This window comes from Achromobacter sp. ACM04, assembly GCF_014851465.1.
GTDB lineage: Bacteria > Pseudomonadota > Gammaproteobacteria > Burkholderiales > Burkholderiaceae_B > Achromobacter > Achromobacter aegrifaciens.
This window is the reverse complement of the sequence record NZ_JACUZS010000002.1, coordinates 868,513-894,239: the sequence shown is the minus strand read 5'-3', so window position 1 is coordinate 894,239 and position 25,727 is coordinate 868,513. Positions and strand designations below refer to the sequence as shown.

Annotated in this window: 19 protein-coding genes; 10 read left to right on the top strand and 9 right to left on the bottom strand. The window is 66.7% G+C overall.

From position 1 onward, the window contains the following. Positions 1-139 precede the first annotated feature (139 nt). The gene (locus IB259_RS14895; RefSeq protein ID WP_225588880.1) at positions 140-586 is read left to right on the top strand and encodes a hypothetical protein; all 447 of its coding nucleotides are present in this window, start codon (positions 140-142) and stop codon (positions 584-586) included. Here the strand turns inward: IB259_RS14895 and IB259_RS14890 are convergent. Continuing rightward, positions 583-852, bottom strand: a complete 270-nt coding sequence (locus IB259_RS14890) for a PAAR domain-containing protein (RefSeq protein WP_042795237.1) — start codon at positions 850-852, stop codon at positions 583-585. The two genes, IB259_RS14895 and IB259_RS14890, sit on opposite strands and share 4 nt — an antisense overlap. A 36-nt stretch (positions 853-888) precedes the next feature. Further along, a complete protein-coding gene (locus IB259_RS14885) occupies positions 889-1,140 on the bottom strand; it encodes a hypothetical protein (RefSeq protein WP_054452057.1) in 252 nt (83 codons plus the stop codon). A 172-nt stretch (positions 1,141-1,312) separates the two neighbouring features. Between IB259_RS14885 and tssA the strand changes: the two genes are divergently transcribed. Beyond that, positions 1,313-2,413, top strand: a complete 1,101-nt coding sequence (gene tssA, locus IB259_RS14880; protein ID WP_192329654.1) for a type VI secretion system protein TssA — start codon at positions 1,313-1,315, stop codon at positions 2,411-2,413. 57 nt (positions 2,414-2,470) lie between these two features. Here the strand turns inward: tssA and IB259_RS14875 are convergent, their stop codons facing one another. From IB259_RS14875 to IB259_RS14855, 5 genes are all read right to left on the bottom strand, one after another. Then, positions 2,471-3,265 (bottom strand): OmpA family protein, encoded by a 795-nt coding sequence (locus IB259_RS14875; RefSeq protein ID WP_119450364.1) that lies wholly within the window; start codon positions 3,263-3,265, stop codon positions 2,471-2,473. A 2-nt stretch (positions 3,266-3,267) separates the two neighbouring features. Next, positions 3,268-4,251: a type VI secretion system-associated protein TagF gene (gene tagF / locus IB259_RS14870; protein ID WP_054452055.1), complete on the bottom strand. Its 984-nt coding sequence runs from the start codon at positions 4,249-4,251 to the stop codon at positions 3,268-3,270. After that, entirely contained in the window at positions 4,248-7,952 is a 3,705-nt protein-coding gene (gene tssM, locus IB259_RS14865; RefSeq protein WP_225596882.1) for a type VI secretion system membrane subunit TssM, read from the bottom strand. The genes tagF and tssM overlap by 4 nt, the downstream gene beginning before the upstream one ends. Positions 7,953-8,071: 119 nt before the next feature. Continuing rightward, positions 8,072-9,460 carry a hypothetical protein gene (locus IB259_RS14860; RefSeq protein ID WP_192329402.1) on the bottom strand — a complete coding sequence of 463 codons (1,389 nt, stop codon included), beginning with the start codon at positions 9,458-9,460 and terminating at the stop codon, positions 8,072-8,074. A 28-nt stretch (positions 9,461-9,488) separates the two neighbouring features. Next, positions 9,489-10,340: a M15 family metallopeptidase gene (locus IB259_RS14855; RefSeq protein ID WP_054452053.1), complete on the bottom strand. Its 852-nt coding sequence runs from the start codon at positions 10,338-10,340 to the stop codon at positions 9,489-9,491. A 310-nt stretch (positions 10,341-10,650) separates the two neighbouring features. Here IB259_RS14855 and IB259_RS14850 point away from each other — a divergent pair, with 310 nt between their 5' ends. The 8 genes from IB259_RS14850 (at position 10,651) to IB259_RS14815 (ending at position 19,889) form a co-directional block, all read left to right on the top strand. Further along, positions 10,651-11,400 carry a hypothetical protein gene (locus tag IB259_RS14850; protein WP_054452052.1) on the top strand — a complete coding sequence of 250 codons (750 nt, stop codon included), beginning with the start codon at positions 10,651-10,653 and terminating at the stop codon, positions 11,398-11,400. Positions 11,401-11,426: 26 nt separating this feature from the next. Further along, positions 11,427-14,300: a type VI secretion system Vgr family protein gene (locus tag IB259_RS14845; RefSeq protein ID WP_192329401.1), complete on the top strand. Its 2,874-nt coding sequence runs from the start codon at positions 11,427-11,429 to the stop codon at positions 14,298-14,300. Between the two features lie 13 nt (positions 14,301-14,313). Continuing rightward, entirely contained in the window at positions 14,314-15,273 is a 960-nt protein-coding gene (locus IB259_RS14840) for a DUF4123 domain-containing protein (protein ID WP_192329399.1), read from the top strand. After that, positions 15,266-16,045, top strand: coding sequence for a DUF3304 domain-containing protein (locus IB259_RS14835; RefSeq protein WP_054452049.1), 780 nt, complete (start codon positions 15,266-15,268; stop codon positions 16,043-16,045). Before IB259_RS14840 ends, IB259_RS14835 begins: the two co-directional genes overlap by 8 nt. Beyond that, positions 16,038-18,356 carry a DUF2235 domain-containing protein gene (locus IB259_RS14830; RefSeq protein ID WP_054452048.1) on the top strand — a complete coding sequence of 773 codons (2,319 nt, stop codon included), beginning with the start codon at positions 16,038-16,040 and terminating at the stop codon, positions 18,354-18,356. The genes IB259_RS14835 and IB259_RS14830 overlap by 8 nt, the downstream gene beginning before the upstream one ends. A gap of 190 nt (positions 18,357-18,546) precedes the next feature. Further along, positions 18,547-19,077 carry a hypothetical protein gene (locus IB259_RS14825; protein ID WP_147400242.1) on the top strand — a complete coding sequence of 177 codons (531 nt, stop codon included), beginning with the start codon at positions 18,547-18,549 and terminating at the stop codon, positions 19,075-19,077. 75 nt (positions 19,078-19,152) lie between these two features. Further along, complete coding sequence (locus tag IB259_RS14820) at positions 19,153-19,509, top strand: hypothetical protein (RefSeq protein ID WP_192329397.1); 357 nt, start codon at positions 19,153-19,155, stop codon at positions 19,507-19,509. 20 nt (positions 19,510-19,529) lie between these two features. Further along, a complete protein-coding gene (locus IB259_RS14815) occupies positions 19,530-19,889 on the top strand; it encodes a hypothetical protein (protein WP_192329395.1) in 360 nt (119 codons plus the stop codon). A gap of 10 nt (positions 19,890-19,899) precedes the next feature. On the opposite strand, the gene IB259_RS14810 is transcribed toward IB259_RS14815, so the two are convergent. Then, positions 19,900-20,526: a hypothetical protein gene (locus tag IB259_RS14810; RefSeq protein ID WP_054452045.1), complete on the bottom strand. Its 627-nt coding sequence runs from the start codon at positions 20,524-20,526 to the stop codon at positions 19,900-19,902. Next, positions 20,507-25,711, bottom strand: a complete 5,205-nt coding sequence (gene tssI / locus IB259_RS14805) for a type VI secretion system tip protein TssI/VgrG (RefSeq protein ID WP_192329393.1) — start codon at positions 25,709-25,711, stop codon at positions 20,507-20,509. Before tssI ends, IB259_RS14810 begins: the two co-directional genes overlap by 20 nt. Positions 25,712-25,727: the final 16 nt, after the last annotated feature.

The window sequence follows — 25,727 nt, the reverse complement described above, 5'->3', positions numbered from 1 at the left end:
CGGCATTCTCTCAGAGAACGCGGCGCGCCGCTGCCTGGCGAGCAATCGCGCCGGGCGGTGCGTATCGGATGCAGCGGGATTCCTCCTGTGGCATTCTTGCGCCCGCACCCCGCCGCCGCACGCGGCGCATTCCCGTTCCATGATGCCGAAATTCTTCCTGCGGTTCTGTGATTTCCTGCTGCTCTCTGCTGCGGCGGCGCTGTTCGGCGCTTGCCTGACTTCAGTGCTGAAGACCGATGCCTACGGCTGGATGATTCCGGATGCGCCGTTCATGTACGGGCCGTTCGACTTCTACGTCGATGCCGCCTTGGCGGGGCTGGCCGGCCTGCTGGCGCTGGCGCTGGCCGAGCGCGCGGCGCGGGTGCGCCGTTCGGCCGCATGGCGGGCCGCGGCGACGCTGGCCGCCGCGCTGGTTGCGCTCTATCTGGCGCCGCCCGAGGCCCAGGTGTTCGGCAACACCTGGGCGCCGGGCGAGGCCACGATGGAATTGTTCGTGGCGCAGTGGCGCATGGTGCTGCCTATTGCGTTCACCGTGCTGGCGCTGCGCCTGGGATTGAGGCGCCTGCTTGCGCGGTCCGGGGTCTAGCCCTGCTCCAGCCGGTAGAACTGCTGGCTTGCGATCAGCGTGGCGCCGCAGGATGTCTTCATGCCTTCCAGCGCGGTGCGTCGGTCCGAACTGACGGCGGCCGCGCCTTCGACGATGGTATGCGTGCCGCTGCACTTGGGGCAGGTGACGCGGTCGCCCAGCCGGGCCATGGGCTGGCCGAAGATCATTACTGTTTCGTCGCCCGTGACGACCACTCCGCCATGCGAGGTGCGGTCGCCCTTGCGTATCACCGATAGCTGCGCCATGGCTGCCTGTTGCCCTGTCAGTTTGGTTATGTGTGCTTACAGATAGGTGCCGTCCGGCGCCTGCCGCGGCGTGCCGGTGACGAAGCTGCCGTCGGGCGCCATGCGCACCGGACCGTCGCCGCCCAGATAGCGGCCGTCAGGCGCGCGCTGCGGCTTGCCGGCAACGTAAGTGCCATCCGGTGCGCGGGTGATGGGTCCGCCGTCGCCGACGTAGGTGCCGTCGGGGCAACGGCGCGGCTTGCCAATGATGAAGCGGCCGTCGGGCATCATGTGGAATGACTTGTTCATCGCGCATCCTTGTCCTGGGGAACCCGCATGATATCCAGGGTCCGTGATGCGTTTTGTAATAGGACGTGTCATCTTCAAACGCGCAGTCGTTACAGATATGGGAGGATCGGTCCTCTTGTCGCTGCCCGCCGCTGGCCCGGCGGCCGCGATCCTGCCATCCGACCAGATCTATATGAGCGATATCGACACATTGCTGCAGCCCATTGCGGGCGAGGCGCCCTGCGGCGTCGACATGGTGTTCTCAGCCGAATTTGACGCCATCCGCGAAGCCCGCCGCCACGATGATCCGAACCTGGACCAGGGCGACTGGGTTATCGACATCAAGGAGGCCGACTGGCCGGAAGTCATCCGCATTTGCACCACGGTGCTGCGCGAACAGAGCAAGGACGTGCGCGTGGCCGCCTGGCTGGCCGAGGCCTGGGCCAAGACGCGCGGCTTCGCCGGCCTGCGCGACGGCTATCTGCTGGTGGACGGCCTGTGCCGCCACTACTGGGACGGCCTGCACCCCGTGCCGGACGAGGGCGACGTGCAGCAGCGCGTGGGCAACCTGGCCTGGCTGCTGGCACGCTCGCAACAGCTGATCCGCGAGCTGCCGCTGACCCAGTCGGAGGGCGGGCGCTATGGCGCGGCGCTGTGGGACAGCGCCTCGCAACTGGCCAACGCGGTCAAGCGCGCGCCGCAGAACGCGGCCGAGATCACGCGCGGCAAGCTCACGCTGGACCAGTTCGACGCGGCGCGGCGCGACACGCCGCCCGCTTTCTATTCCGAACTGGAAGGTAATCTGCAAAGCTGCTTCGCGGCGCTGGATACGCTGGAACAGACCCTGGCGCAACGCCTGGGCGACGAGGGCCCGGCCTTCTCGCCGGTGCGCGACGCGTTGCGCGACGTGACCGAGCTGACCCGCCGCTTCGCCCGCGACGCCGGGCTGCTGGTGCGCGCGAATACCGCGGCGCCGGCCGCTCCCACCGCTGCGCCCGCAACTGCCCGGATGGAGCCGACCTTGTCCGCTGCCGACCCTGTTTCCGCCGCGCCCGCAGCCGCGCGCGGCCCGCTGCAAACGCGCGAGCAGGCGCTGGCGCAGCTGCGCGAAGTGGCGGAGTTCTTCCGCCGCACCGAGCCTCACAGCCCCGTGGCCTATCTGGCCGACAAGGCCGCCAGCTGGGGCGAGATGTCGCTGCACCTGTGGCTGCGCACCGTCCTCAAGAACGGCGATGCGCTGTCCGGCCTGGAAGAGCTGCTGGGCGTGCCCAAGCCGCCGGACCACAACGGCTGAACGCAAAGTCACTGTTTGCACAAGCCGGCCCGCGCGGGCCGGCCAAGCGCCAGGCGCCTAGCGGCTGGCGCGGAACTCGATGCGGCGGTTCTTGGCGCGGCCTTCGGCCGTGGCGTTGGTGGCGACCGGCTGGTCAGGCCCCGCGCCCAGCGTCTCAAAGCGCGCGGGCGGCAGGCCCTTGTCCACCAGGTAGGTTTTGACGGCATCGGCGCGCGCCTGGCTCAGCGCCAGGTTGGTGCTGCGGCTGCCGGAGCTGTCGGTGTGGCCGATGATCTGCACCTTGTCGCTATGCAGCTTGGGCACCACGTCCGCCACCTTGTCCAGCAGCTCGCGGCCGCGCGCGGTGAGCGTGGCGCTGCCGGTCTCGAATTCCACCACACGGTTGGTCAGTACCTGGTCCAGCAAGCCCTGTTCGTCCTTGCTGGCGGATACGCGCAGGCCGTTGACGATCTTGTAGGTGGGATTGAGCGAGGTCGCGAAGGCGCTGGCTATCTGCTGGCGCGAGGCTTCATTCTGCACCTCGCCGCGCAGGCGGATCTGGGTGCCGTCGATCTCCAACTGGCCGCGGTTGATCTGTTTCAATGGCTGGCCGATGAGCTTGCCGACGTGCTCCGACCAGTTCGGCGGCGCGACCACGCCGCCCACATCGATCTGGTCGATCACGTTGCCCACGCCATACACCTGCTGCAGCCGGGCCAGCACATCGGCCTTGGCGGCTTCGTCCGGCACGGCGCCGCTGGCCACGACCTGGCCGGGCTGGGGGATGACGTTGGCGGGCACCACCGTGGCCGCGTCCTGGGCTGCGGCCGTGCAGGCATACAGCGCCGCCATGAGCATGAAGGAAAGGCGCATGGTCAGGCTCCGGTAAAGACTTCAAGAAAGGTGTCGAGCGCCAGGCGCAAGGACAGGCGCGGCTGGTCCAGATAGCTGGACAGCTTGGCCAGGCCGTGGCTGGCCGATACGTGGTTGCGGACCCAGGGCGCGTCCTCCAGCACGATGTGCTGTTCGGCATACGCCTGCGGCGTGGACAGCAGGCTGGCCAGCGTCTGCGGCGAGGCGCCGCGGAAATCCACGGCCAGCCGATGCTTGCCGGCGATGCGGCCGATGAAGAGGGTGATCTCGAAGTCCGCGCGCGACAGGAAGGGCGAGATCAGCGTCATCCAATAGGCGGCCACCAGGTTGATGTAGAGCGGATCGTCCGGCAGCGGCAGCGACAGTCCCTTGTCCAGCTGCGAGGAGCCGCTGGACATCACCGGCTCCAGCAGGATGCCCAGCGCCAGGATGATGTCGTGCACGCGCGCGGCGTGGCCGTTGCCGCGCAGCATCGCCTCCAGCCGCTCCACGGTCTGCAGGTCGACGAAGGCGTCGAAGCCGTCGTCGGCCGCTGTGCGGATTTCGCCTTCCAGTTCGTTGAGCGTTTGCAGCGCCGAGGCGGGATCGCCGTCCTGCATCAGCAGGGCAGCGGCGCCGCTCATGCGGTTCCACATGCGGCTGAAGGCAATGGGGCTGCGGGCAATGAAGGCCAACGGCTTCTGCACTTCCACCGAGGTGGCGGAAAGGAAAGGGTAGCGGCGGCCCGACAGGTCCTGGCTGGGCTGCAGATGCCCCGCGATGGCCAGTTTGCCGCGCGACCCCAGGATGGCGAACGGCATGGGCTCGGCTTCGTCGTAAAGCGCCTTCCAGTGCGGTTCCTGCGCCAACATCTCCATGGTGCTGGCGACCCAGGCATCCAGCGTGGCCATCAGCTGCGGATGTGAAGTGTTCTTCACGAAATCACCGCGGCTGGGAATCTTGCCGAAGTAGGCCGTGCGGAACAAGGGGGACTGCGGGCTGCTCATTGCGGCGCTCCGGGTTGCGTCTGGGCGGAGGATTCGGGAGAGGCGCCGATCACGGACGAGGGCAGGCGCAGGTTGCGCAGGCCCTGGCTGCCGCCGGGCTCGCTGCCGCCGGCGCCGGGCGCCTGGGCGTTGCTGATGATGCGCAGCTTCACCGGCACCGTCACGTTGGATTTGCCCCAACTCATGTTGAAGCTGCCGTCGGCGTTGGCGGTGCGCTGGGCCGTGGAGATCAGGCGTTCCAGGCCGAAGCGGCCGGGTTCGTTGACGATCTCGACCACGCTGCCGTCGAAGGTGGTGGCGGTGATGCGCGCGCCGGGGGCGCCCTGGGCGTTGGGCCACACGAAATTGACCCACTGGGGCGGGGTATTGCGGTAGCGCAGCTGCTGGCCGTCGATCTCGATGGTGTACTCGGTCACGCCGGCCGCGGGCTTGGGCTGGATCTGGAACAGCGTCTGCGGCTGGCTGGCCGCGCCGCTGCCGGCCGCGCCTCCCGAGAGCGGCGCCACCCACTGCGCGAAATTGGCCGTGAAGGTGGGCTGCAGGCTCACGCCCATGTCGCCCCAGGTGCGTGCCGTGAGGATGTCGCCGCGGCGCACCGTCAGCGGACCCAGCGTGTCGTTGACGTACTTGGCGATGCTGCCCTGCGGGCCGAACACCTGGCCGATCTCATCGCTGCTGGCTTCGACGCTGGCGCGGCTGGCAAAGGGGTACTTCTCCGCCAGGGTCTGGTTGAACGGGCGGTAGACCTGCGCGTTCCAGACCTTGTTCAACTCGGATTCCGCTGGCTGCATGGTTACGGCGTAGGCCTGGATCAGCGGGCGCACCAGCAACGGGCGCAGGGTCTCGCGCTGCGTCGCCGACATGCCCGCCAGCATCTGCTCGTCCACCAGCTTCAGCGCGTCGGCCAGTTCCGAGTCCTTGCCTTCCAGCGTCTGGCGCATCAGCGTCAGCGCGCCGGGGCCGGGATCGCCCTGGTTGTTCAGCAGGTTGAAGCGGGTGCGGATCTTGGACAGCGCGCCCATGTAGTTGCCCAGCAGCGACTGGTTGTCGCGCGTGACCACCAGGCGCGCCACGTCGGAGAATTCGCGTCCCACCGGACCCATTGGAATCGCCTCGCCGTTGGCGGCGGTGGCGGGCGCGGCGGACGGCGGCGTCTGGCGCAGGATGACGCGCTTGAACCAGCCGACCACGCCGCTCTGGGCCTGCTGCAGCCCGGCGTTGATCAGCGAAGGGTTGTCCCAGGAGGTCTGCTCATAGGTGGTATTGATGAGCTTGGCGATGGGCGAGGTCTGCGGATCGCCCAGGCGGTTCATCGCGCCCACCGATTGCTCGAAGCTGGTGAAGGGCTTGATCGTCACGCCGCGCAGGAATTTCTGCCACTCCTCGGCGTACTCGGTCTTGTACATCGTCGCCAGGCTTTTCTGGATCTGCTCCGGGCTGCCTTCCAGCGTCAGGTCGTCGCGCGCGTTCACGCCCAGCACCCAGTCGCTGGTCTGCACTTCCTTCTTGGCGGCCTCGCCAATGGCGGGCTGAATGTACTGTTCCCAGGCTTCGCGCGTGAACGTGCCGGGGATGGCGTAGCTGCCGGCGACCACGCCCGCGTCGTTCTCGCCCACGATGCGCGCCACCGTCATGGCCTGGAAGCGCGTCGCGGCGCGCGCCTTGAGCGTGGCATAGGCGCGTTCGCGCGCCGGCATGCCCTGCATCACGGCGCGCAGGCTGCCGCGGGTCTTTTCGACCAGCGCCAGATTGGTGTCGATCTGCGGCCAGCCTTCGTCCTGCGCGCGGCCGACATAGAACGAAATCAGCCGCTCGGCGCTGCGGATCAACTGGTCGCGCGGCATGGCGCCGCGGTTGGTTTCCAGCCAACCGCGCCAGAAGCGCGTGATCTGGTCTGACAGGTGCGTGGGGTCCACGTGCTGATGGTTGGCCATCATCAGGTAGGTCTTGAGCGCGTTGTAGGCGTCGTCCGCGTTGGTGGGCGAGGCGTCCTGGAACAGCGTGTCGCCATTGCCCGCGTGCGCGGCGCGGGCCTGCTGCGGCGCCGGTTGCGGCGCGTTGCCGCTGGCTGCTGCGGCGGAGGTGTCGACCTTGGCCAGGAAGTCTTCCAGGCTGGCCTTCACCGGCGTCAGCATGAACTGGCGCGCGCCGTTGTAGTACTCGGCCAGCAACCGCTCCTTCAGCACATCGCCATGGTACAGGCCCAGCCCCAGGGACCACGGACGGCTGGAGGAATAGCGATCCAGCTGTTCGATGCGGTCCTGCAGGATTTCCATTGCTTCGAGCCTGCTTTGCAGGTCGGTGCGCTCGCTTTGCAGGCGCACCACCTTGTCCAGGTCGGCTTGCACGTTCTGCGCCAGTTGCCGGTTGCCCAGGTAGGACCAGCTCCAGCCGCCCAGTACCAGCCCCAGCGCCAGCACCAGGCCGAAGAAGGCCAGGTAGCGCATGCGCGTCTTGGCGGGACTGGCGTGCTGGCGCACCAGTTTCTTGTCCGCGAAGATCACGCTGGAGAACAGGTCGCGCAGGAAGAAGCCATTGTTGGAGGTGACGCTGCGCGACTGCGCGCGCGCGGCGGGACGCAGTTCGAATCGTTCGGCCAGGCGCTCGGTGGAAGTGCTTTGCGTGATGCCTTCCTGCAGCGCGCTGGTGAAGTAGAAGCCGCGGAACACCGGCTTGTACTGGAACGGATTGGTCTCGAACAGCGTGGACAGGAACGTGCGCAGCGCCGGCTTGATGCCGGCGAATTCCAGCGGGAACGTCAGCAGGCCTGGCGGCAGGTCGCGACTGTTGCGCAGGGAGATCTGCGCCGTGCCCATTTCCTTCAGGCCTTCATACAGTTCGTCGAAGCGGCTGTCGAACAGCGCCAGCACGTCGCGGTTTTCCTCGGCGCCGTAGGGCAGGGTCGCGCCCCAGACACGGTCGCGCTCGCTCTGGTCGCTGTCGGAGAAGAACTCGCTGAAGCCCGAGATCAGGTCGGCCTTGGTGAAGATGATGTAGACCGGCGCGAACACTTCCAGGCGGTCGGTCAGCTCCTGCACGCGCTGGCGCAGGTTCTTGGCCAGGTTGATCGCGAACTCCGGACCCGCGCCTGTCAGCTCGTCGATGCTGGCGGCCACGATGATGCCGTTGATGGGCGCCTTGGGACGGTGCCGCTTGAGCAGGTCCAGGAAGCCCATCCATTCATTGCGGTCCTCTTCATGCACCGAGTAGCGTCCGGCGGTGTCCAGCAGGATGCCTTCGGTGGTGAAGAACCAGTCGCAGTTGCGCGTGCCGCCCACGCCGCGGACCGCCGCGCCGTTCTTGTCCGCAAAGGGGAACTGCAGGCCGGAATTGATCACGGCGCTGCTCTTGCCGGCCGCGGGGTTGCCGATGACGATGTACCAGGGCAGCTCGTACAGGGCCTCGTTGCCCGAGGTCTGGCCGATCTTCGAGGTCTTGATGGTGCGCACCGCCTGGGTCAGCCGCGTGCGCAGCGCTTCCACGTCGTTGCGGTTGGCGGCGGCGCCCGTCTGCACCTGCTGCTCCAGCATGTCGCCCAGGTTCTTGTTGGCCTTGCGGGTACGCCGCCGGCGCCACAGATAGGCGCACAGCCACAGCAGCACGCATACGCCCAGGGCTATGCCCGCCCAGACCAGGCCGATCTCCACCGTGTCGGCGAACAGGAACAGGAAGACCACCAGGGCCAGCAGCCCGAGCGCCATGAAGGTGCGCGGATTGGCCAGCGCGCGCGAGGACCAATGTCGGCCTTCGCTGATGGCGCGGGAGGCGCCGGATAGGAGATCGGAGGGGCTGCGCATGGTTTGAGCTATGTTCTTGTGGGTCAGGCGGGAAGGGTTTCGGAAGGCGACACCAGCGCCAGCGTCCGCAGCGCCGGGTCCTGGGTCATGAGGGCGAGCACGGGCGCGCCGGCCTGGGCGCAGGCGGCGCCCGCGACGGCCACGGTCAGCAGATGCGCGGCCGCGCCGGTATGGCCGCAGCCGGAACCTACTGCCAGGCAGTCCTGGTTGGGGTCCAGCGCCGGAAACAGCGCAGCAGCCAGGCCGGCGGTCTCCAGCGGGCGGCTGCCGCGGTGGTCGGCATCGCTGATCAGCGCGGCCACGCCATCGGCGGGTTGGCCTTGTTCGGCCAGGAATTGCGTGGCCAACTCGGTCACGCGTGGCTCATGCAGCGCGCCGCGCGCGTCGGCGTCGACCGCGCGCTGTGTTTGTGCGGACAGGGTCAGGGTCAGCGCGGAGTCGCTGCGTGCGGGCTCGCCGCCAGGCGCATGGGCGCCCAGGTCCAGCAACAGGCCCGCCGCGGCTTCGCCAGGCACCTGGCCTTGGGGATTGGCGTTCGACATGAGCCGGCCGGCGGCGTCCCATTGCTCGACGCGCGTCGCATCGATGTGGGAGTCGGCGACAGCAACCAGGCGTAGCGTGGCGCTGCGCGCGGTCAGGGGTTCCTGCGCCAGCTGGCGCAGCAGTCCATCGCTGGTGAGCGCGTCTGGCGCGGCGTGCAGGCGCTGGACTATGCGGCTGGCAGGCCACGCCGCCGCCGCGAGTGCCTGGTCCACGGCATGGTCGCGCACGGCGTCGGACCAGTCGGCGGGCAGCAGCAGTTCCAGCTGCAGCAGCGGCCATGCTTCGTCATGTTGCGGTTCGCCTTGCTTCAGCACGATGGCGCGCGCTTCCAGCGCCAGCGCCTCCACCACCTCTGCCAGCAGGGCGGTTGCGCGCACGCGTTCTTCTTCGAGCGCGGCGGCCGGGGCGCGGGCCTCGCGCGCCGCGGCGCGCAGCGCATCGGTATCGAGCTGCGGCGCGCGCGCGCTGAAGACAGGAAAGCCTTGCGTGTTCTTGAAGGAAGGGTCCAGATCCGGACGCTGCTGCGCGGCCAGTGCGGCATGGATCGCGATGGCCTCGCTGCCTACGGCGGCGCTGGCAGCGCTGGCCAGCACGCGCAGACTCGCGGCCTGGGGAGCGGGTTCGGCGGTCTGGGCGGCGTCGTCCTGCGCGGGCTGCGCCGGCGCGGCGCGGGCCTCGCGGCGCGCACGCACGATGCGCGCGCCGCTCCAGGCGGCGGCGATCAACGCCAGCGGCAGCGCGAACAGATAAAGGCCGATGTCCACGCCCGTAGGCAGCGTGCGCGACTCCTGCCACCAGATGATGACGGCGAGCCAGACCACGCCGAAGACGAGGGCCAGCAACAGCCCGGTTTTGAGTATGCGGCTCATGGATGCGATATGACGCTTTCGGAGTTGATCATTGCGCGGCTCCGCCATTGCGCCGCATGACGCCGGGGCGGCGCAGCTCGGTGTGGCCGAAGTCCATCATCTTCCAGCGGCCGCCCCAGGTCAGGCCGACGCGCTCGGCGGTTTCGCCGAACAGTTCGTAGCCGCGCATGGCCCAGGGATCCTTTTCGGACACGACCACCTTGCCGTCGCGCAGGAAGGCGCTGTCCGCGGCCAGGCCGAACTGGTGATAGCTCTGGTAGGCGCCGGCATTGGTCACGTGCGAGCCCATCTTGGCAAGCTCCGCCTGGCGGTCGGGGCTGCGATAGCCTTCGATCAGCACCATCTCGTAGCCGTGCTCTTCACGCATCACGCGGTACGCGGCCAGCAGGCGCTGGCGGTAATCGGCGTCCAGCAGGTTCCAGTCGCGGCTGGCGCCGCCCAGGTTGGGACGCACCAATTCCACTTCGCGCGTGGTGAACGCTTCGGGCGGCAGCGGAGGCGGCGGGACCAGTCTTTCGCCGGTCAGCAAAGCCTGGATGCGAGGGTCCGGGCCCGCGGTCCGATCCTCGTAAACAAATGTGTGATTGTGTCGCATGACGAAAGCGAAAAGTGACGGAAGCAACACAACCAGCAGGCCCGCAGCGATGTGCCAGCGGTATGCCGAAAACGCGCCGCCAGCCTTTCCAAAGCCCGTGCGCAGCGCCTGTGCGGAGTCGCCCATCGCCCCTCCTGCGTGTCCCGCGCCGCGCGCCATGCCCTGGCGTATTCCCTGTGCAAGCGCGCGCGCTCCCCTTGCCGTGGCCTCCCGCAAGGACGGAAAGACAAGCAACGCGGAAACGCCGATGGCGAGCAGAAAGTAGAGAGGCAGCAGGAGAAGCAAGGAGGTCCCTCAGTTACGAAGGCGTAATCTTTTGTTCTATTCGGGATTCAGGCAAGCGCTTGGACGTTGCAAAACGCGTCTGTGGCTTAGAACTCGTAACAAGAATCGATGATGCGAAAGAAGTCATCAGGTATTCTCGAACCCCTTGGTTACAGGGGTTTAGACGACCTCTGAAGACACGGGACTTCGCATGGCAGAAGACGAAAAAAGATCGCGATCACCGACCTCTGTTCCCAGCTTGCTCGCAGGACGCTCACCGTCACCGGATGAACGCGCAGCGTCGCGCATCCTCGCCGCGCTAGAGGGGCGAGTGCCGGACGCCGAAGTCAAACACCTGGCGCCCAAGCGCCGTTCCCGCTTGCCGCTGGCCTTGCTGCTGCTATTGCTGACGGGCGCCGCGGGCGCGGTGCTATATAGCGTGTTCGATACGCCGCCGCTGCCTGTGGTCGCTGAATCGACTCCTCCGGTTACGCCGCCAGCGCAGCCCGCCGCCGCGCCAGCCGCTCCAACAGCGGGTGCGCGCGTGGCCGCTGCCGATCCCGACCCGCAGCCTTCTTCCGCGGCCGTCATCGAAGACCATCCTCTCGCGCAATTGGGACTTCCCAATGCCGATGAGGACCGCGCGCCCGAGAACCCCTTGTCTGCGTTGGCCGTCACCGCCGCGCCGCCGCAGCCTCGCGCTGCGTTGCAGGCGCAGGCCGCTGCGCCCAAGGCAGCCGGGCCCACGGTGCCGCGCGCGATCACTTCGCAAGGCTCGCCCAAAGCGTCGCCCCAGGCCGCGCCGCAGCGCGCCAAGACGCCGCGCAACGATTCCGACGCCGCATTGCTGGCCGCGCTGATGTCCTATGGCCTGCCGCCGGCGTCGCCGCCCGGTACCAAGGTCTACAAGAACGACGGCGTCTTCGTCCGCGAACTGCCGGGCTCGCCCCTGGCGGCCCGGTTGGAGCAATGCCGCAAGCTGGGCTTCCTGGAAAGCGAGCAATGCCGCTTGCGGGTGTGTTCGGGCTATTGGGGCACGGCGCCCGAATGCCCCAATCCGCAAGCCCAGGTCGAACCCTGAGTCTTCAGAGAAGGTTTTTTTCCGCAATGGATCCGACTGCAACGCCTGGCCTGTTCAGTTCCGACGCCCGCCTCTACAGCCTGGAAGGCGAGGGCGCGCTCGCCTCGCTGCAGGTCGAGGGCTGGATCGCGCGCGAAGCCTTGTCGGGCGTTTCGCAGACGCGCGTGGTCGCGCTGTCCGACGACGCCGGCCTGGAATTGCGCGACATGATCGGCCGCCCCGTGACACTGTGGACCACGCGCGCCGACGGCAGCCGCGCGAGCCGCAGCGGTCTGGTCCGCGAAGCCGAACTGCTGTCGGGCGACGCGGGCCTGGCGCGCTACCGCTTGACGGTCGCGCCCTGGCTGTGGCTGGCCACGCAGCAGCGCAACAGTCGCGTGTTCGAAGCGCGTTCCGTGCTGGACATCGTCAGCCATGTGTTGGGCGGCTACGAAGGCTATGTGCATCGCGTGGCTCCCGATGCGGCCGAAGCGCAGGCCGGCGTGGCGCCGCGCCCCTACACCACGCAGTACCGCGAGACCGACTATGACTTCATCAGCCGCCTGCTGGCCGAAGCAGGCCTGGGCTGGACGACGGTCGAAGATCCGGAGGTTCCCGCGCGCCACGTCGCGCTGATCTTCGCCGACAGCCGCGGCCTGGCCGAGGATGCCGAGTCGGCAGGCGGCGGCGTGCGCTTTCACCGCGCCGGCGCGACCGAGTCGCGCGACACCGTGCAGGCCATGTCGCGCCAGTGGCGGCGCGGTCCTGACCGCGTCACCGTCCTGGGCTGGCACGGTGGCGGCAAACGCGCCGTGGCGGCAGAGGCGCTGGCGCGTCCGGCAGACGGCACTGACGATGCGGGCCTGGAATGGTACGAGGTGGCAGGCCACGGCAGCTTTGCTGATGAGGCCGAGGCGCGGCGCCAGGCCACGCTCGCGATGGAAGCCGTACAAGCCGGCGCTGAGACTTTTGTCGGCCAGGGCGGGGTGCGTACCTTCCGTTCCGGCACGCGTTTCACGCTGCAGAACATGTCTCCACTGGGGCCTGCCGGCGAAGAAGGCTTCGAGCCCGCCTTTGCGCTGGACCGGGTCGAGCACGTCGGCATCAACAACCTGCCGCCAGAAACCCGAGCCTCGCTGTCGCAGCGCTTGGGCGGGCTGGACGCACATTTGGCCTTGGATACCGAGGCGCCCGCGGCGCCTGGCGCGGCGGGTTCGAACGCCGATCCGTCGCGGCCCGACGCCGCGGTGTTGGCGAAAGCGCGCGAGGTCGGCTACGCCAACCGCTTCCAGGCGGTGCGTTGCGACCGCCCCTGGCGGCCAGCGTTGCCGCAGACACGCGGCGCGCGCCTGAGCGGCGCGCCTTCGGTCCATGGCGTGCACACGGCCATCGTCACGGGCGCCGACGGCGCAGTGCAGGCGCAGGGCGAGGACGAGATCCTGCGCAACAAGCGCGGCGACGTGCGCATCCGATTCCATTGGCAGGCAGACGATGCCGAGGGGGTGGCCAAGAGCCGCTGGGCCCGCGTGGCGCAGCGCCAATCGGGCGCAGGCATGGGCATGAGCTTCGTGCCGCGCATCGGCCAGGAGGTGCTGGTGCGCTTCCTGGACGACGACGTTGACCAGCCCATCGTCGTGGGCGCGCTGTACAACGGCCGCGGCGAGGGCGGCACGCCCGCCACGCCGGGCGGCCGGGACGGCGGCAAAGCCGACACCCAGGTCTACACCGCCGCGCGCGATGCCGCACCCAGCGCCCAGGCCAACCTGGCGGGAGGCAACGCGCCTGCCTGGCATGGCGCCGCGGGCGGCGACGAGAACCACCGCAACGCCGCCGCGCTGAGCGGCTTCAAGAGCAAGGAGTTCGGCGGCTCGGGCTACAACCAGATCGTGTTCGACGACAGCGACGGACAGCTGCGCCTGCAGATCAAGAGTAGCCAGGAAGCCAGCGAACTGAACCTGGGCCACCTGATTCATCAGGCCGGCAACTACCGCGGCGGACTGCGCGGCCTGGGCGCCGAGCTGCGCACCGACGCCTACGGCGCCGTGCGCGGCGGCGCGGGCGTGCTCCTCAGCACCTACGCCGGCACCGGCGCCAGCGCCGGCCCCGCAGGCGAGGCTGCGGGCTTGCAGGCGCTGGCCAGCCAGGCCGACCAGATGGCGCGTTCGCTGGATGGCGTGGTCGGCGCGCACCAGGGCTTGCGCCTGGCGAGCGCGCTGGGCTCCAAGGGAGCGGAAGCCAGCGTGCTGGACGACGGCAAGGCGCCTTTGGCCGCCATGCATCGCGCCGTGTCCGGCACCGTCGCAGGCGAAAGCCTGGATGGTGCGCGCAGCGACGCTTCGGCCAAGCACACCCAGGCGGCCGAGGGCAAGGTGCCGCACCTGACGGATCCGGTCGTGTTCATGGCCGCGCGCGCGGGACTGGCGCAGGTCGCTGGCCAACACATGCAATACACCGCCGGCGAGACCGTGCACTGGTCGGCCGGCAAGGACCAGAACCTGGCGGTGATGGGCGCGCTGCGCGTGCACACCGGACAGGGCCTGGGCATCGTCGCCGGCCTGCAGCAGGGCGGCGCGGACTCCGGCCTGGACCTGATCTCCGCCACGGGCGACGTGCATGTTCAGGCCCAGCACGACATCCTGCGCGTGCAGGCGCAGAAGGACATCACCATCGGCAGCGCGCAGACCAACGTCGAGTATGCCGCGCCCAAACGCATCCGCATCGCCACCGCGGCCGGCGCCAGCATCGTGCTGGAAGGCGGCAACATCACGGTGACCGCGCCGGGGCGGATCGATGTGAAGACGGGGAACAAGCAGTTTGCGGGGCCGGACCGCATGCCTTACGCTTTTCCCCAGTTCACGGTCTGCAAACAATGCGTGCTGGACGCGCACGATGGCGTGCAGTCCATCACGGACAAGGCATGAGGCGGGCAAGCGCATGACGGATTGGCAATCCCTGCTTGGCGAGACGTTGCGGCATGCTGAAATCAGCCGCATCGAAACGGGCGAGGCAATGCATGCCTATCTGCTCGTGGATTTCCGCAACCGCGCGGAGCTGGCCGCGCCGATCAAGAGCAGCGCTCAAGTCAGCCACGGTTCGGTCTGGCTGGGAACGGATCTGGCCGTATACGGTGAAATCGCGCCCCTGCTGATCGAAATAGACGATCTGACGCGTTTTGAACTGGGGCGCGACACGGACGGGCCATACACCTCTGAACTATTGCGGCTGCTGCGCAGGGTGTACGAGGCGGACGGTGGGCAGTTTGCGGTCACCCATATCCTGTCGCCCATGGCCCTGGCCGAACTAATGGCACATTGCGCGTACTACGGCGACTATGGCTTGCCGGACGGTCGCGAGTATTACCTGCACTTCTACGACAGCCGCATTCTGGACCGCGCTTTTCAGGTCTGGAGCGAAGCAGAGCGCGAACGTTTCCTGGGGCCGCTGACGCTCATGCGCTATTTGCGCCGGGACGGTTCCATCGCCGAGTGGAAGGGCGGTGGAGAACGTGAATTGAGCGCTGCGGCGCTGCCGGCGCCACAGCCGTTTACGTTGGCGCAGCATCAGGCGCTGCTGGATATGGATTATCCGGACAAGCTGACCCAACAAATCCGCCGCATCTATATGGGAGTTCTGGGCAGCGACCTGCGGCAGGACGAATTGCATGAGCAGGTGCTGGAGCAGATGGCGCGGGCGCGTGCCTACGGGATAGAAAGCGAGCGGGACATGCTGGACTATGTGGCGTGGGGTATCACAATATCGCCGCGTTTTGATGAACACGAGGTGATTCAGCCCGCGCTGCGCGCATTCAAGGGCTCTGGGCTGTCGCAGGCGCTGGAGGATGTGCCTGACGACGTGTGGGATGGATTGTTGCGGGAGGGGACGGGAAATGCGTAAGGGCCTGATTGTCGTTCTGATGTGGCTGGGCTTGCTGGCGGGCTGCAATGGCGAGCCTACGTACCAAGGCGTGACCTTGGTTGCCTTCAACTACACACCTTGGGACCTTGACACCATTCAACTGACCGACAACGCAGGCCGCAGCGCCAGCTCGGGTGCGGTCGGCGTTGGCGGCGGAGAAGGGTCGGGTACGTGTTGCTACACGCTGAAAGGCACCGATTTCGTCGTGAAATGGAGCGGCGCCGACGGCGAAGAAGCGATCAAACATTTGTACGACGGCAAGCTCGACGAGGTGATCTTTCATAAGGAAACGAAGGTGCATTTCCCTGCGGCGCAGATTCCTTCGGGTGACGGTCCGTTGTACATGGAGTTGCACATCTATCCCGACGAGCACATGGAAATCGCATTGAGCCGAAAGTTGCTTGGGCAAACGCGTCTGCCGCTGGTTTCCGTCACGGATTGGCTTTATGCCGCTCATCGAGATGCGCTTCAGGGGTACAGGGATGGCTATGCGGTATTGAGGGCCGTGGGAAAGGTAGCGAGGACGGCTTGGATTGAATACCGTATTGAAGACAAGCGCGACATGCAGCAATACATGCTGCTGTATTTTACGGTTTCGCCAAATTTTGATCGAGATCCGAAGATTGCCGCAATGCTGGCCAAGCCGGGCCGCCAACCGGGCGACTTTGCCAAGGCTGTCGAGGCTATGCCTGAAGGAGAGATTGCACGTCTGAGGGCGGAAGAGAAGGCTTCAGGAGAGAAGAATGGTTGACAAAACCTCGGGTGGCCTGCCGCCGGAAGATCGTACGCCGGCTTCCGTATTGAAGAAGATGGCCGAGAACGAAGCTGCGTATCCCAAGGACGATTGCCTGGAGTGCGGTGCGGTCATTCGGATCGGGTTCTTCTTTGATGGTTTCGGGCGCAGCCGGGACGTGGACCGGAATGATCCGACGTTCTATTCGAACATTTGCAGGCTTTGGGAGGCACACTACATTCAGACGGATCTGGGGCGTCCCGAGAAGCAATTCTGGTTTCGCTTCTATTACTCGGGACTGGGAACCGAGTTGAACGAGGATGCAAAAGAAAAGCAAGACGCCCTGATCTATGCGGCTACCGTCGCGGGCAGCAAGGCGCTGAGCGAAAGCGCCAAGAATCTTGGCAAGGCGGGCCAGAACATCGCCCGGCTGGATGAGATTCCTGAGCATGACGTTCTGAAGCGCTTACGAGCCGCGACGCAGAAGATGATCAAGGAAGGCTCCTTCCAGCCTATGGTAAAGGCCTACAACGACGTAGTGAAGGACGTCAAAACGCTTCCCGACAAGGCTGTGCGGATATGGAATGCCTGGGATCCCGAACGCCTGGCAAATCGTGCGAAAGCCACGGTACAGGGGTTCTGGTCCGGCTTCAAGAGAAACCCCTTGAAGGTCGCATGGACTGCGGGAAAAGAGGTCGTCAAGACCACCGCGATGGAAGGGGTACCCGTGATCCGGGACAATGAGACGGTCGCCTATCTCATGGGAACAGGAGTCGACACTCGGGTCGACGCCGCTCTACGTCAGCTCAAGGCAGCCCATGACGCGGTCAGCGCCGAGATGAACAATGTGCGGCGCATAGAGATCTCCGTGTTTGGCGCCGACCGTGGCGGTGTGATGGCTCGCCAATTCATCAACGACTTGGTCAAGAAGTATCGGCGTCGGAACGATCAAGACCTGGTGATGCCGGGGAAGGAGGGGGCTCCCGCTGCGGAGATCCGGATCCGGTTTCTTGGCCTGCTGGACTCCGTTTCCTCCATCATGGACGAGAGCACCTTCTTGGGATTCATGCCATTTACCGACTTGCTGAAGCAAACCCACAAGGACCGTGCCTTGACGGTGCCGGCCGCCGTGGAGAAGTGCGTTCACTTCGCAGCAGGCCATGAACTGCGCGCCAATCAGCGCATCGACAGTCTGGAGAAGACTCGGGGCGAGCAGTATCTCTATCCAGGTTCCAGCGGCGATGTCACTGGAGTGAGTCCGGCAGGCTCCTTGGGTGCTCGCACGGAACTCTCTCGGGTGCCCTTGCGCGATATGTTGCACCAAGCCCTGGCAAGCGGCGCAGCGATGTACAGCATGGAACAGCTCTTCAAGGTTCGGCCGCTGATCGCCATCAAATTTTCCCTGGCGTCACGCGTGGGGGAGGGGGCGCAGAGCTATGGCATCGCTGAACTGGTGGACGCATATCGCGGCGTGGTGAAGTATGAGAAAGGCATGGACTTCATTCCACACATGGAAGTATTCCTGCGGTGGCTCGCAGTGCGCTACCAGGATCCCGTCTTCAAGGCTGATATGTCGGATCCTGCCGAAAAATGGATCCAGGATCGCGATTTCTTCACTCCGGAGCAGGAATACAACGAAGAGTTCAGGCGCGTATCCATGCTGCCGCGCGAGGAACGCAACAAGCCCGAGAACACGGCTCGCCTGAAAGAGCTGGAAGCGCTCAAGGACGAACGTTGGAATCGTGCCGTCGCGAGCCGTGGAGAATTGCCGCCGCAGCGTTTCAAGCCGCTATGGCAGCGGCTGGAAGAAGAGTACCGTGCGCTCGAAGAGGGGGAGCGCCAGGACATTGCGAATGAACAGCGCAAGGAAGAATTTCGCAGGAGAAATCCGAATTCGGTGCATGCCATGGAGGCGTGGGAACAGAATCTCAAGGATATGCAAAGAATGCGCAACGAGCTCATCACACGCGGCGGCGGCACGCTGACCGAAGAGGACAAGCCGAAAGATCCTTTCGCTGATATGAAAGCCAAGCGCGAAGTGCAAAAGCGCCTGCTCAACGTATGGCGCGAGGCGAGCGCCGGGACCAACCCTTTGCCTCCTAAGGTCATGGCGCTGTTCGACTTCCTGGTGCATGACGCCATGTTGAGCAGCTGGCCCGATCATTTGCTGGCCAGCACTTCACTGTATTTCCGCGTGCGGGACAAGGACATTTTTGGCAAGACCGACTTCAAGGCGGAACAAGCCAAGTTCAAGTCGGACAATGAGTCGGCATCGCGGGTTGATCAGATGCGCGCCAATCTGGATGGAATGGCTCCGGTTCGTCCGTAGCTGTGTCGGCGTCGGAAGCATCCGGCTTGAGTGATAGAGCATAGGGGATGAGCATGCCGCGAGAGCGTCGGGGACTCTAGCCAGCTCGCTTTGCGACAGCAACAGAAATGCCAGAGCCCGTGGATGCGCAGGAATCGGTGTGGAACCAGTGGCGACTGGGCAAGCCTATGATCAAAGTGGGATGTCGAGGATGTCTGAGCGGAATCAGGGAAAGACAGGGCGCTCGCAACTCGGGCGGTTGGTCGCACTCGGTGTACTGGCGGTGATCGCCGTGGCGGCGGGGGCTTATGTCTACGTAGAGCGAAGCCAGACGCAAAATTTTCAACGAAGCGCGTTGGAAGGATCGGTGGCGGTCTACTCGTACAACTTTACGCAGTACGACGTGGCGTATTCGTTGATGCCTGGTCTGCGATGGATCGCCAGAGCGAATTCGGCCACAGGAAATAATGTGCAGTCATTCGGTTACAGGCCAGCTGCGCCTGATGCTCCGATGCAGATATCGTGGCGCTATGACTCTGGTCCTCAAGCAACGGGAGAGGGAGACTATCCATTTGTCGTGATGCTTCCACAGCCACAGCGGCCAGCGGGCGCCGTGGTGCTGGAATTGCGTATCTATCCCGATGGCAAGGCTGCTGCGCGCTATGTCACGCGTCCGCTGGTATCGGATTTCAGCAACGTGGCCCCTGAGCTTCCGGGAAGCGATTGGGTGTCGAATCGATGATCACGTCAGAAGTCCGGATAGAGATAAACCTTGATGAAGCGGGTCATCGGAGAGCTTGATCCGTAGGAGACGGTTGTGCGTGAATTCGTCATGTGGTCCACCGACATGATCCTCTACGCCACAAAAGCCCTGGGTTTTGCGCTGCCCCTACTCTATCTCCTCGGGATCGCAGTCCACGTGCGCCCAAACCGTTTCGGAGCCCTGGGCTCCGCGGCATCGCGCAAGTGGTTTGCCGTGTCCATGGTAGCCGTCTGGGCGTTTGCGGCCGTGGGTGCCCTGCTCGTCTATTACGTCGCCCGGAACTATGACCGTTGGTATGGGTATTTCCTGTTCTTTTTTCCCTACTATCTGGGACCGGCGCTGATTTTGTCCGTGATCGGCCTGTGGGTCCGGTACAGGTTGTGCAAGGGGGTGGTGAAGGACAATGCCTGATGTGCCGCTAAAATCCCGCCATGCTTCCGCCTCAAGTCCTCGTCGCCCTTATCGTCCTGATGCTCGCCGTCGTCATCCCGCTGTTCGCGGTGACGATCCAGCTAAGCCGTTTCATCCATTGGTCCTTCTGGGCTGACAAGACCACGCGCGGCGAGCGGCCGCATTTCACGGGGCCGGTGCTGGCGCTGATCTTCAGCACCCTGGCCGCCAGCGATTTCGTGGGCTATGAACCTTTTCTGACGATCTCGGAGATGAATCCGGTGCCGATCGAGGCCAGGGCCTACTTCACTGTTGCGATGCTGGCGCTGGCCGTCTGGTGCTGGGCCTATGGGCGGTCGATCCGGGACCGAGCGCTGCGCATGATCGGCCGGGGCTCCTGAAGAAAAGCGCCTACTTCGCCGCCTGCACTTCGATCTTCACCGTATTCGAGCGCACGCCGTTCGATTCGATATACACCTCGTAGACCGCCGGATCCTTGGGCAGCTGCACCTGCGCCGCAAGGTCGGTGCTGAACTGCGTGCCGACGCTGATGCCCGGGCTGATGGGGATGCCCTTGGGCGGACGCGAGCTGGGGATCTCGTCCACTTCCATGCCGGGGCGTTTGCGCGGCTTGTATTCGTAGGCCACGCCTTCATAAACCGCCTTGGTCTGCGTATTGACGGCGACGAAGCGCGGCAGCTTCTGGTTCTGCGATACGGGAATGATGCCTTGCGCGCAGACCGGGATCACCAGCGCGCCGGACGCCTGCGGACGCACGCGCGCGGGCGCGGCGATGTTGAGCTGGTCGTCGCTGCCATGGTTGGGCGGAATGCAGGCATGGTCGCGCACCGTGCCGATGGGGGCGGTGGCGAACGAGGGCGGGTCGATCCAGTCGGTGTTCATCGTGGTCTTCTGGGGATGTGGGGTGGGGCGCGCGGCGGTGGCGGCGCCAGGCGCGGCCATGGCCATCGCGGCCGCGAGCAGCAGGGCCAGCGCCGGCGCCACGCGGCGCCGCGCGTCAGAACGAGGGCCAGCCATTGGACATGTCCGTCTTGCGTACGGCCTGGGCGCAGCTGGCGCAGAAGCGGATGCTGACGCAGTCGCCGCCGAACATGACGCAGGAGCCGGTGTGGCTGGGATCGGCCTGGCTGGCGGGCAGGCCGAAGTGGCAGTGGTTGCCGAACTGGGAGTAGAAATACGGACCCTTGTCGAGTTTGGACGAGTCCATGTCGGCTTCATCGGGATGGGCGCGTACCCACTCGGGTCCGCTGGGCGTCATGCCGATCAGGTGGCCGATCTCGTGCACCAGCGTCTGCTGCAGATAATCCAGCGTGTTGGGCTCCCAGGGGCTCATCGCCGCCACGCCAAGGAGGTTGGTGCCAGGGAACGCCACGCCGCCCGCGGAGCTTTCCAGCAACCGGACCTTCAGGATGATCTTGCCCGAGGTCGGCACGGGCACCAGGCCCGCCATGCGGATGTTCAGGGTGTCGCAGGCCTTGGGATTCGCAGGGTCGTAAGGCACCGGGGTCATGCGATCCTTGGGGATGGGGACCTGCCTGATGCCGGCCGCGGGGTCGGTGTACTCGAACAGGCATTCGACGTACCAGTCCACGCCGGGCTCGATGTGATACCACAGGAAGCTGAGGGTGCCGTCGGCGTTGACGAACTGCACCTGCTTGTCGGCCGCGCCGGGGCCGGCCGAGGCTTGCACGTAAATGGGCTGGACGGGCAGCATCGTGGCCAGCCGGTCGATGTGGCAGACGACGAGCGTATAGGGCTCGTGATCCGGGCCCTGCGACCCTGGATAGACGGAGGCGGCCAGCCGGCGCAGGCGTTCATAGCCGTCGTCCGTGAACACGTCCATGTTGGCGTCGCCGCGCGTGCTGACCGGCGGCAATTGCACGACGTCCACACCATGCCGCGCGTATTCCGTAGCGGTCGGCTGGAAGCCGTGGCGGCGCGCCAGAGCCTCGGGGCCGGGCAGCATGATCTCCTGGAGATATAGCCGCCTTGCGGTCTCGACCTGCTCCGTGGAGATGATCTGGTTCTTGTCGTTCACCACCTCGAAGGTATAGGTGTTCAGGCCGGCGGCGGGCAGGGTGATGTTGTCGACCACCTTGGTGCCGTCGGCGTCGGTTACGTAGCTGTAGGAACGCTGGTTGGGCTCGCGGTACAGCGGTTGGCGGCTTTGCTCACGCGCGGAGTACACCGCGTTGCCCGGACGCGGGCTGACCTTGACGCTGAAGCGATGCTGGCCGGCCTTGTTGAAGCGCACGCGGATCCTGGGCCTGTTGGTCTGGCGGTCCAGGCTGTCCAGCGCCTGGCCATCGTTCCAGACCTCGTCCTCTTCCTTCAGGTTGACGTACTGGAGCTTGGCGCCGCTCCTGGCCCGGTAGGCGGACGGCGTGGGTGCGCCGGCATCCGGCGTCCCGGCCGCTGCGGAGCCGCCCGCGTCCTGGCCGCCGGGCGCGCCAGCGGGCCTCGCCACAGGGCCGGGCAGGCCGACGCCGGCCATTTCCATGACCCGCTTGGCCATCGCCGGATAAGGCGAGTTCGCCACCGCCGGAATGTTCATGATCGCCTCCGCCACCTTGGGCAGCGTGACGTTGGATATCGTGGGCGATTGCAGGATGGCGCCGACCACGGACGGAATCGCGGAGTCGGTCAGGCCCGGCGTGCTGAGTATGGCGCCCGCCACCGCGGGCAGATTGCCCTGGTTGACGTCGGGCATGGTCAGCAGCGTGTTCACCGCCGAGCTCAGCGCGGCGGGGCGGCCGCCCATGGCGCCCATGGCCTGGCTCATGACCGGGCCAATGGCGGACCCCACGCCGCCGCTGCCGGCGGCGGTCAGGTTGGACGCGGCGCCCAGGGCGGATGCCGCCGTGGCGTTGCCCATTGCCGTGGCGGCGCTGGAAGCGCCCGACAGCATGCCCGAGGCCGACGGGCCGGCGCCTGCGGCCGGCGAGGCGACGGTGGATGCCTGCGAGGCCAGGGCCGACGCCTGCGTAGCCATGCCGCCGGCCCTGGACACGGCGCCTGCCGCGTCAGTCAGCGCCTGGGGCATGGAAACCGCGCCGGCCAGCGCGTCGCCAGCGCCCTGTGGAATCTTCATGGTGGAGAGGCCGCCGTCCATCAGCGACGGCGTTGCCATGCTGGCCAAGGACTGCGTGGCGCCGTTAGCCAGTGAGGACGTGGCGCCGCCAGTCAGCGACGGAGCCACATTCTGCATGGCCGTTTGCGCCATGCCGCCGGCCTTTGCCATGGCGCCCGACATCAGTTCCGAGCCCGCCTTGCCCGCTGCCTGCATGGTCTTGCCGGCCATCGCGCCCAATTCCTGCACGGGCTTGAGCGCTTCGCCGGCCATGCTCTTGGCCTGGTCCAGCATGCCGGAGGCGCCATCGGCCGCGGCGGACAGGCCCTTGGATACGGCGGTTGCGCCGCTTGCAAGCGCCGCGCCCGCGCTACCCAGCAGCGAGCTTTGCGATCCGCTGGCTGCAGCTGCTGTGGGGCCTCCAGCCGCTGGAGCCGAGGCGAACGCGCCCGTCGCGCCGGCCGCATTCAGCGCCTGGCCGGAGCCGGCTTGCGCCTGCAACTTGGCCTTGGGGCGGTGCACCAGTTCGGCCGTGACCAGCATCGGATCGCCCACTTGCGAGGACGGCAGCGCGGGCAGCGCGGCCGCGTCGCTGGCAGGTCCGATCAGGTTGTGCGATGCGCCCTTGACCGAGAACATCCCCGGCCCCTTGAACAGGATGTCGCCGCCATTCATGACGATGCTGGCGCCGGCGGCCTGCAGGGTGATGCTCTGGTTCGCCAGGATCTCGATGCTGTCGGTGGTGGAGGTGACGGTGATGTCCTGGCCGGCCAGCATTTCCAGCATGTCGGTATGCGCGTGGATCGACACAGGCGATTCGGCGGCGACGGCGCGGATGCCGCCGTCCTGCACGAACAGGCTGGTGGAGCGGCCGGAGGCCGTGGCAAAGGTCTGGCGCGCGGCCACGTGGCCGTCGGCCTGCGCGGTGACGTGCAGGTTTTCGCTGGCGTGCAGGATGGCTGAGGCGGGCGTGGCGAAGTTCAGGGAGGACGGCGCGTCGATCAGCATGCGGGCGCCGTCGATGCGCTCCACTGCGTCCGTGCCGGTGCGTTCGCCGCCGCTGGCCTTGACCGCCTGCTGGCCGCCTACGCTGCCCGGATAGCGGCCATCGCCCTTGGGATCGATGGCGCGGGTCAGCGTGTCGTATTGGCTGGTGGCCGCGAGCGCGCGCGCCTGGCGCTGCGTGCCGGCGGCATCCAGGCGTTGCGCCGCATTCTGCGCCCCGCGCAGCAGCGCCAGCGCTTCCTGCGCGTCGGCCTGGGTGGAGCGCGCGTCCTCGCGTGCGTTGGCGGACAGCAGCATGCCTTGTCCTGAGCGCACCACGGTCCAGGCATCCGAGCGCAGCTCGAAGCCGGTGCCGCGCCATGCGCCGCGACTGGATTCATCCGCGCCCTGTTCGACCAGATAGCCCAGGCCCAGCTGCGTGGCGCCGATGGAACTCGACAGGCGCGTGCGCATCTGCCGCGGCGTGTCGTCGAACAGCCATTGGCTGTGGCCCTCGCCGTCCAGGCCCTTGCTGTGCCAGCCGCTGAGCCTGCCGGGATGATTGGCTTCAGCGTCCTCGCCGGCGGACCAGGGCGGCAGGTCGGCGTCGTTGTACAGCTGGGCCGAGGCCACGGGCTGGTCGATGTCGCCGTCCAGGAATTCGACCAGGACCTCGGTGCCTTTGCGCGGCAGATGGTGCGCGCCCCAATTGGGACCGGCCTGCGCGCCCGCAACGCGCAGCCAGGTGCCGGAACTGTCGTCGCCCGGCGCATTGCCGGTGTCGTCGCCATGGCTGCGGTGCGCCAGGCCACCCGGTAGCGGACGCGCGCCGCGCTGCCAGGGGAATTGCACCTTGATGCGCAGGTCGCGGCCCGAGGAAATGGGCGCGTCCTGCGCAGCCACCACTACGGCCGCCAGGCCTTCGGGCGCCGTGGGCTTGGCGCGCCAGCCGGGCATAAGCGGCGCGGCTGCCGGCAGGGCGCCGAAGGTATTGCGGTATGAGCCATGTTCCAGATCGGAATCGCCCAGCGCCTGGGCGGCCTGGCTGCCCAGGTTGTTGGCGGCTTCGTGTTCGACGTGCAGCAGCGTGTAGCGGTTGCCGCCCATCTCATCGACGGCCTGGCCCGAGCCCGCGGCGTAGCGGCTGTGCTGCGTCAGCGTGAAGTCATGGCCGGGCATCATCTGGCGGGCCGTGCCGCCGCCGTCGAAGCGCACCATGCGGGCTTCATGCGCCTGCAGGCTGCGCGCGGCGGCAAGCTCCGCGCTGTCGCCGTCTGCATGGCGGCCGTGGCCGTCGTAGTCATAGTCTTCAAGGCGGGGCACCGCGCCGGCCTGGACGTCGGACTGCGCATGCGCCGCATGCGCGAGCAGCTTGCGGTCGTCCCAGGCCAGGCGCGTCACGGCATTAGGCCGTACCGCCCGGGACGCGCCAAAGCGCGTGATGCTGTCCTCGGTTTCCGTTGCGTCGCTGCGGTGAAAGCGCAGCGCGGCGTCGGGGCAGGGGGGCCGCGCCGCGCGCGTGTCGAACACGACCAGCCGGTGCCGCGCGCCGCCCGAGGCTTCGTCCTGCTGTTCGCCCTGCTGGTGGTCGAAGCGGAAGCTCAAGCCGGCTTCGGCAATCAGGCGCAGTACGAAGGCCAGGTCGGTCTCGCGGTACTGTGTGCGTAGTGGACGCGGCGCGGGCGGTTCGGCGATGTCGAACGAGTAGGCCGCCTGCGGATAGTCGGCGAAGATCTCGCTCAGGATGTCAGTGACCGACTTGTCCTGGTACAGAAAGCTGTCGCGGCGCAGGCCCAGGGCTGCCAGCCAGGGCGCGGCGTGCAGCCGGTAGCGCGCCAGGCCGCCGTCTGCGCCCAGCGCGTCCACGCCTTCCACCACTGCATGCCATTGGCGCCTGTTGCCGTCGGCCAGCAGCAGGCTGACGCTGATCTCGCGGCCCAGCAGGGCTTGCACATCCAGTTCGGCCGAGGACGCCAGGCAATCCAGCGTCAGGGCAAACAGTTCAGACACGCCTTCGCGCAGGACCATCCGTTCTACCGCCAGCGCTGCATCCAGGGGCGTGCGCATCTGCAGCATACGGGCGTTCTGGGAGAGGGCGGCAACATCCAGGCTGCTGAATCCGGCGGGCGCTTGGGAACGGTCGGTCATGGTGCTGAGCGGTGGC

Excerpts from the sequence above, each read along its gene's own strand:
- IB259_RS14895 (WP_225588880.1), top strand. The coding sequence starts at position 140 with ATGATGCCGAAATTCTTCCTGCGGTTCTGTGATTTCCTGCTGCTCTCT.
- IB259_RS14890 (WP_042795237.1), bottom strand. The coding sequence starts at position 852 with ATGGCGCAGCTATCGGTGATACGCAAGGGCGACCGCACCTCGCATGGC.
- IB259_RS14885 (WP_054452057.1), bottom strand. The coding sequence starts at position 1,140 with ATGAACAAGTCATTCCACATGATGCCCGACGGCCGCTTCATCATTGGC.
- tssA (WP_192329654.1), top strand. The coding sequence starts at position 1,313 with ATGAGCGATATCGACACATTGCTGCAGCCCATTGCGGGCGAGGCGCCC.
- IB259_RS14875 (WP_119450364.1), bottom strand. The coding sequence starts at position 3,265 with ATGCGCCTTTCCTTCATGCTCATGGCGGCGCTGTATGCCTGCACGGCC.
- tagF (WP_054452055.1), bottom strand. The coding sequence starts at position 4,251 with ATGAGCAGCCCGCAGTCCCCCTTGTTCCGCACGGCCTACTTCGGCAAG.
- tssM (WP_225596882.1), bottom strand. The coding sequence starts at position 7,952 with ATGGCGCTCGGGCTGCTGGCCCTGGTGGTCTTCCTGTTCCTGTTCGCC.
- IB259_RS14860 (WP_192329402.1), bottom strand. The coding sequence starts at position 9,460 with ATGAGCCGCATACTCAAAACCGGGCTGTTGCTGGCCCTCGTCTTCGGC.
- IB259_RS14845 (WP_192329401.1), top strand. The coding sequence starts at position 11,427 with ATGGATCCGACTGCAACGCCTGGCCTGTTCAGTTCCGACGCCCGCCTC.
- IB259_RS14840 (WP_192329399.1), top strand. The coding sequence starts at position 14,314 with ATGACGGATTGGCAATCCCTGCTTGGCGAGACGTTGCGGCATGCTGAA.
- IB259_RS14835 (WP_054452049.1), top strand. The coding sequence starts at position 15,266 with ATGCGTAAGGGCCTGATTGTCGTTCTGATGTGGCTGGGCTTGCTGGCG.
- IB259_RS14830 (WP_054452048.1), top strand. The coding sequence starts at position 16,038 with ATGGTTGACAAAACCTCGGGTGGCCTGCCGCCGGAAGATCGTACGCCG.
- IB259_RS14825 (WP_147400242.1), top strand. The coding sequence starts at position 18,547 with ATGTCTGAGCGGAATCAGGGAAAGACAGGGCGCTCGCAACTCGGGCGG.
- IB259_RS14815 (WP_192329395.1), top strand. The coding sequence starts at position 19,530 with ATGCTTCCGCCTCAAGTCCTCGTCGCCCTTATCGTCCTGATGCTCGCC.
- IB259_RS14810 (WP_054452045.1), bottom strand. The coding sequence starts at position 20,526 with ATGGCTGGCCCTCGTTCTGACGCGCGGCGCCGCGTGGCGCCGGCGCTG.
- tssI (WP_192329393.1), bottom strand. The coding sequence starts at position 25,711 with ATGACCGACCGTTCCCAAGCGCCCGCCGGATTCAGCAGCCTGGATGTT.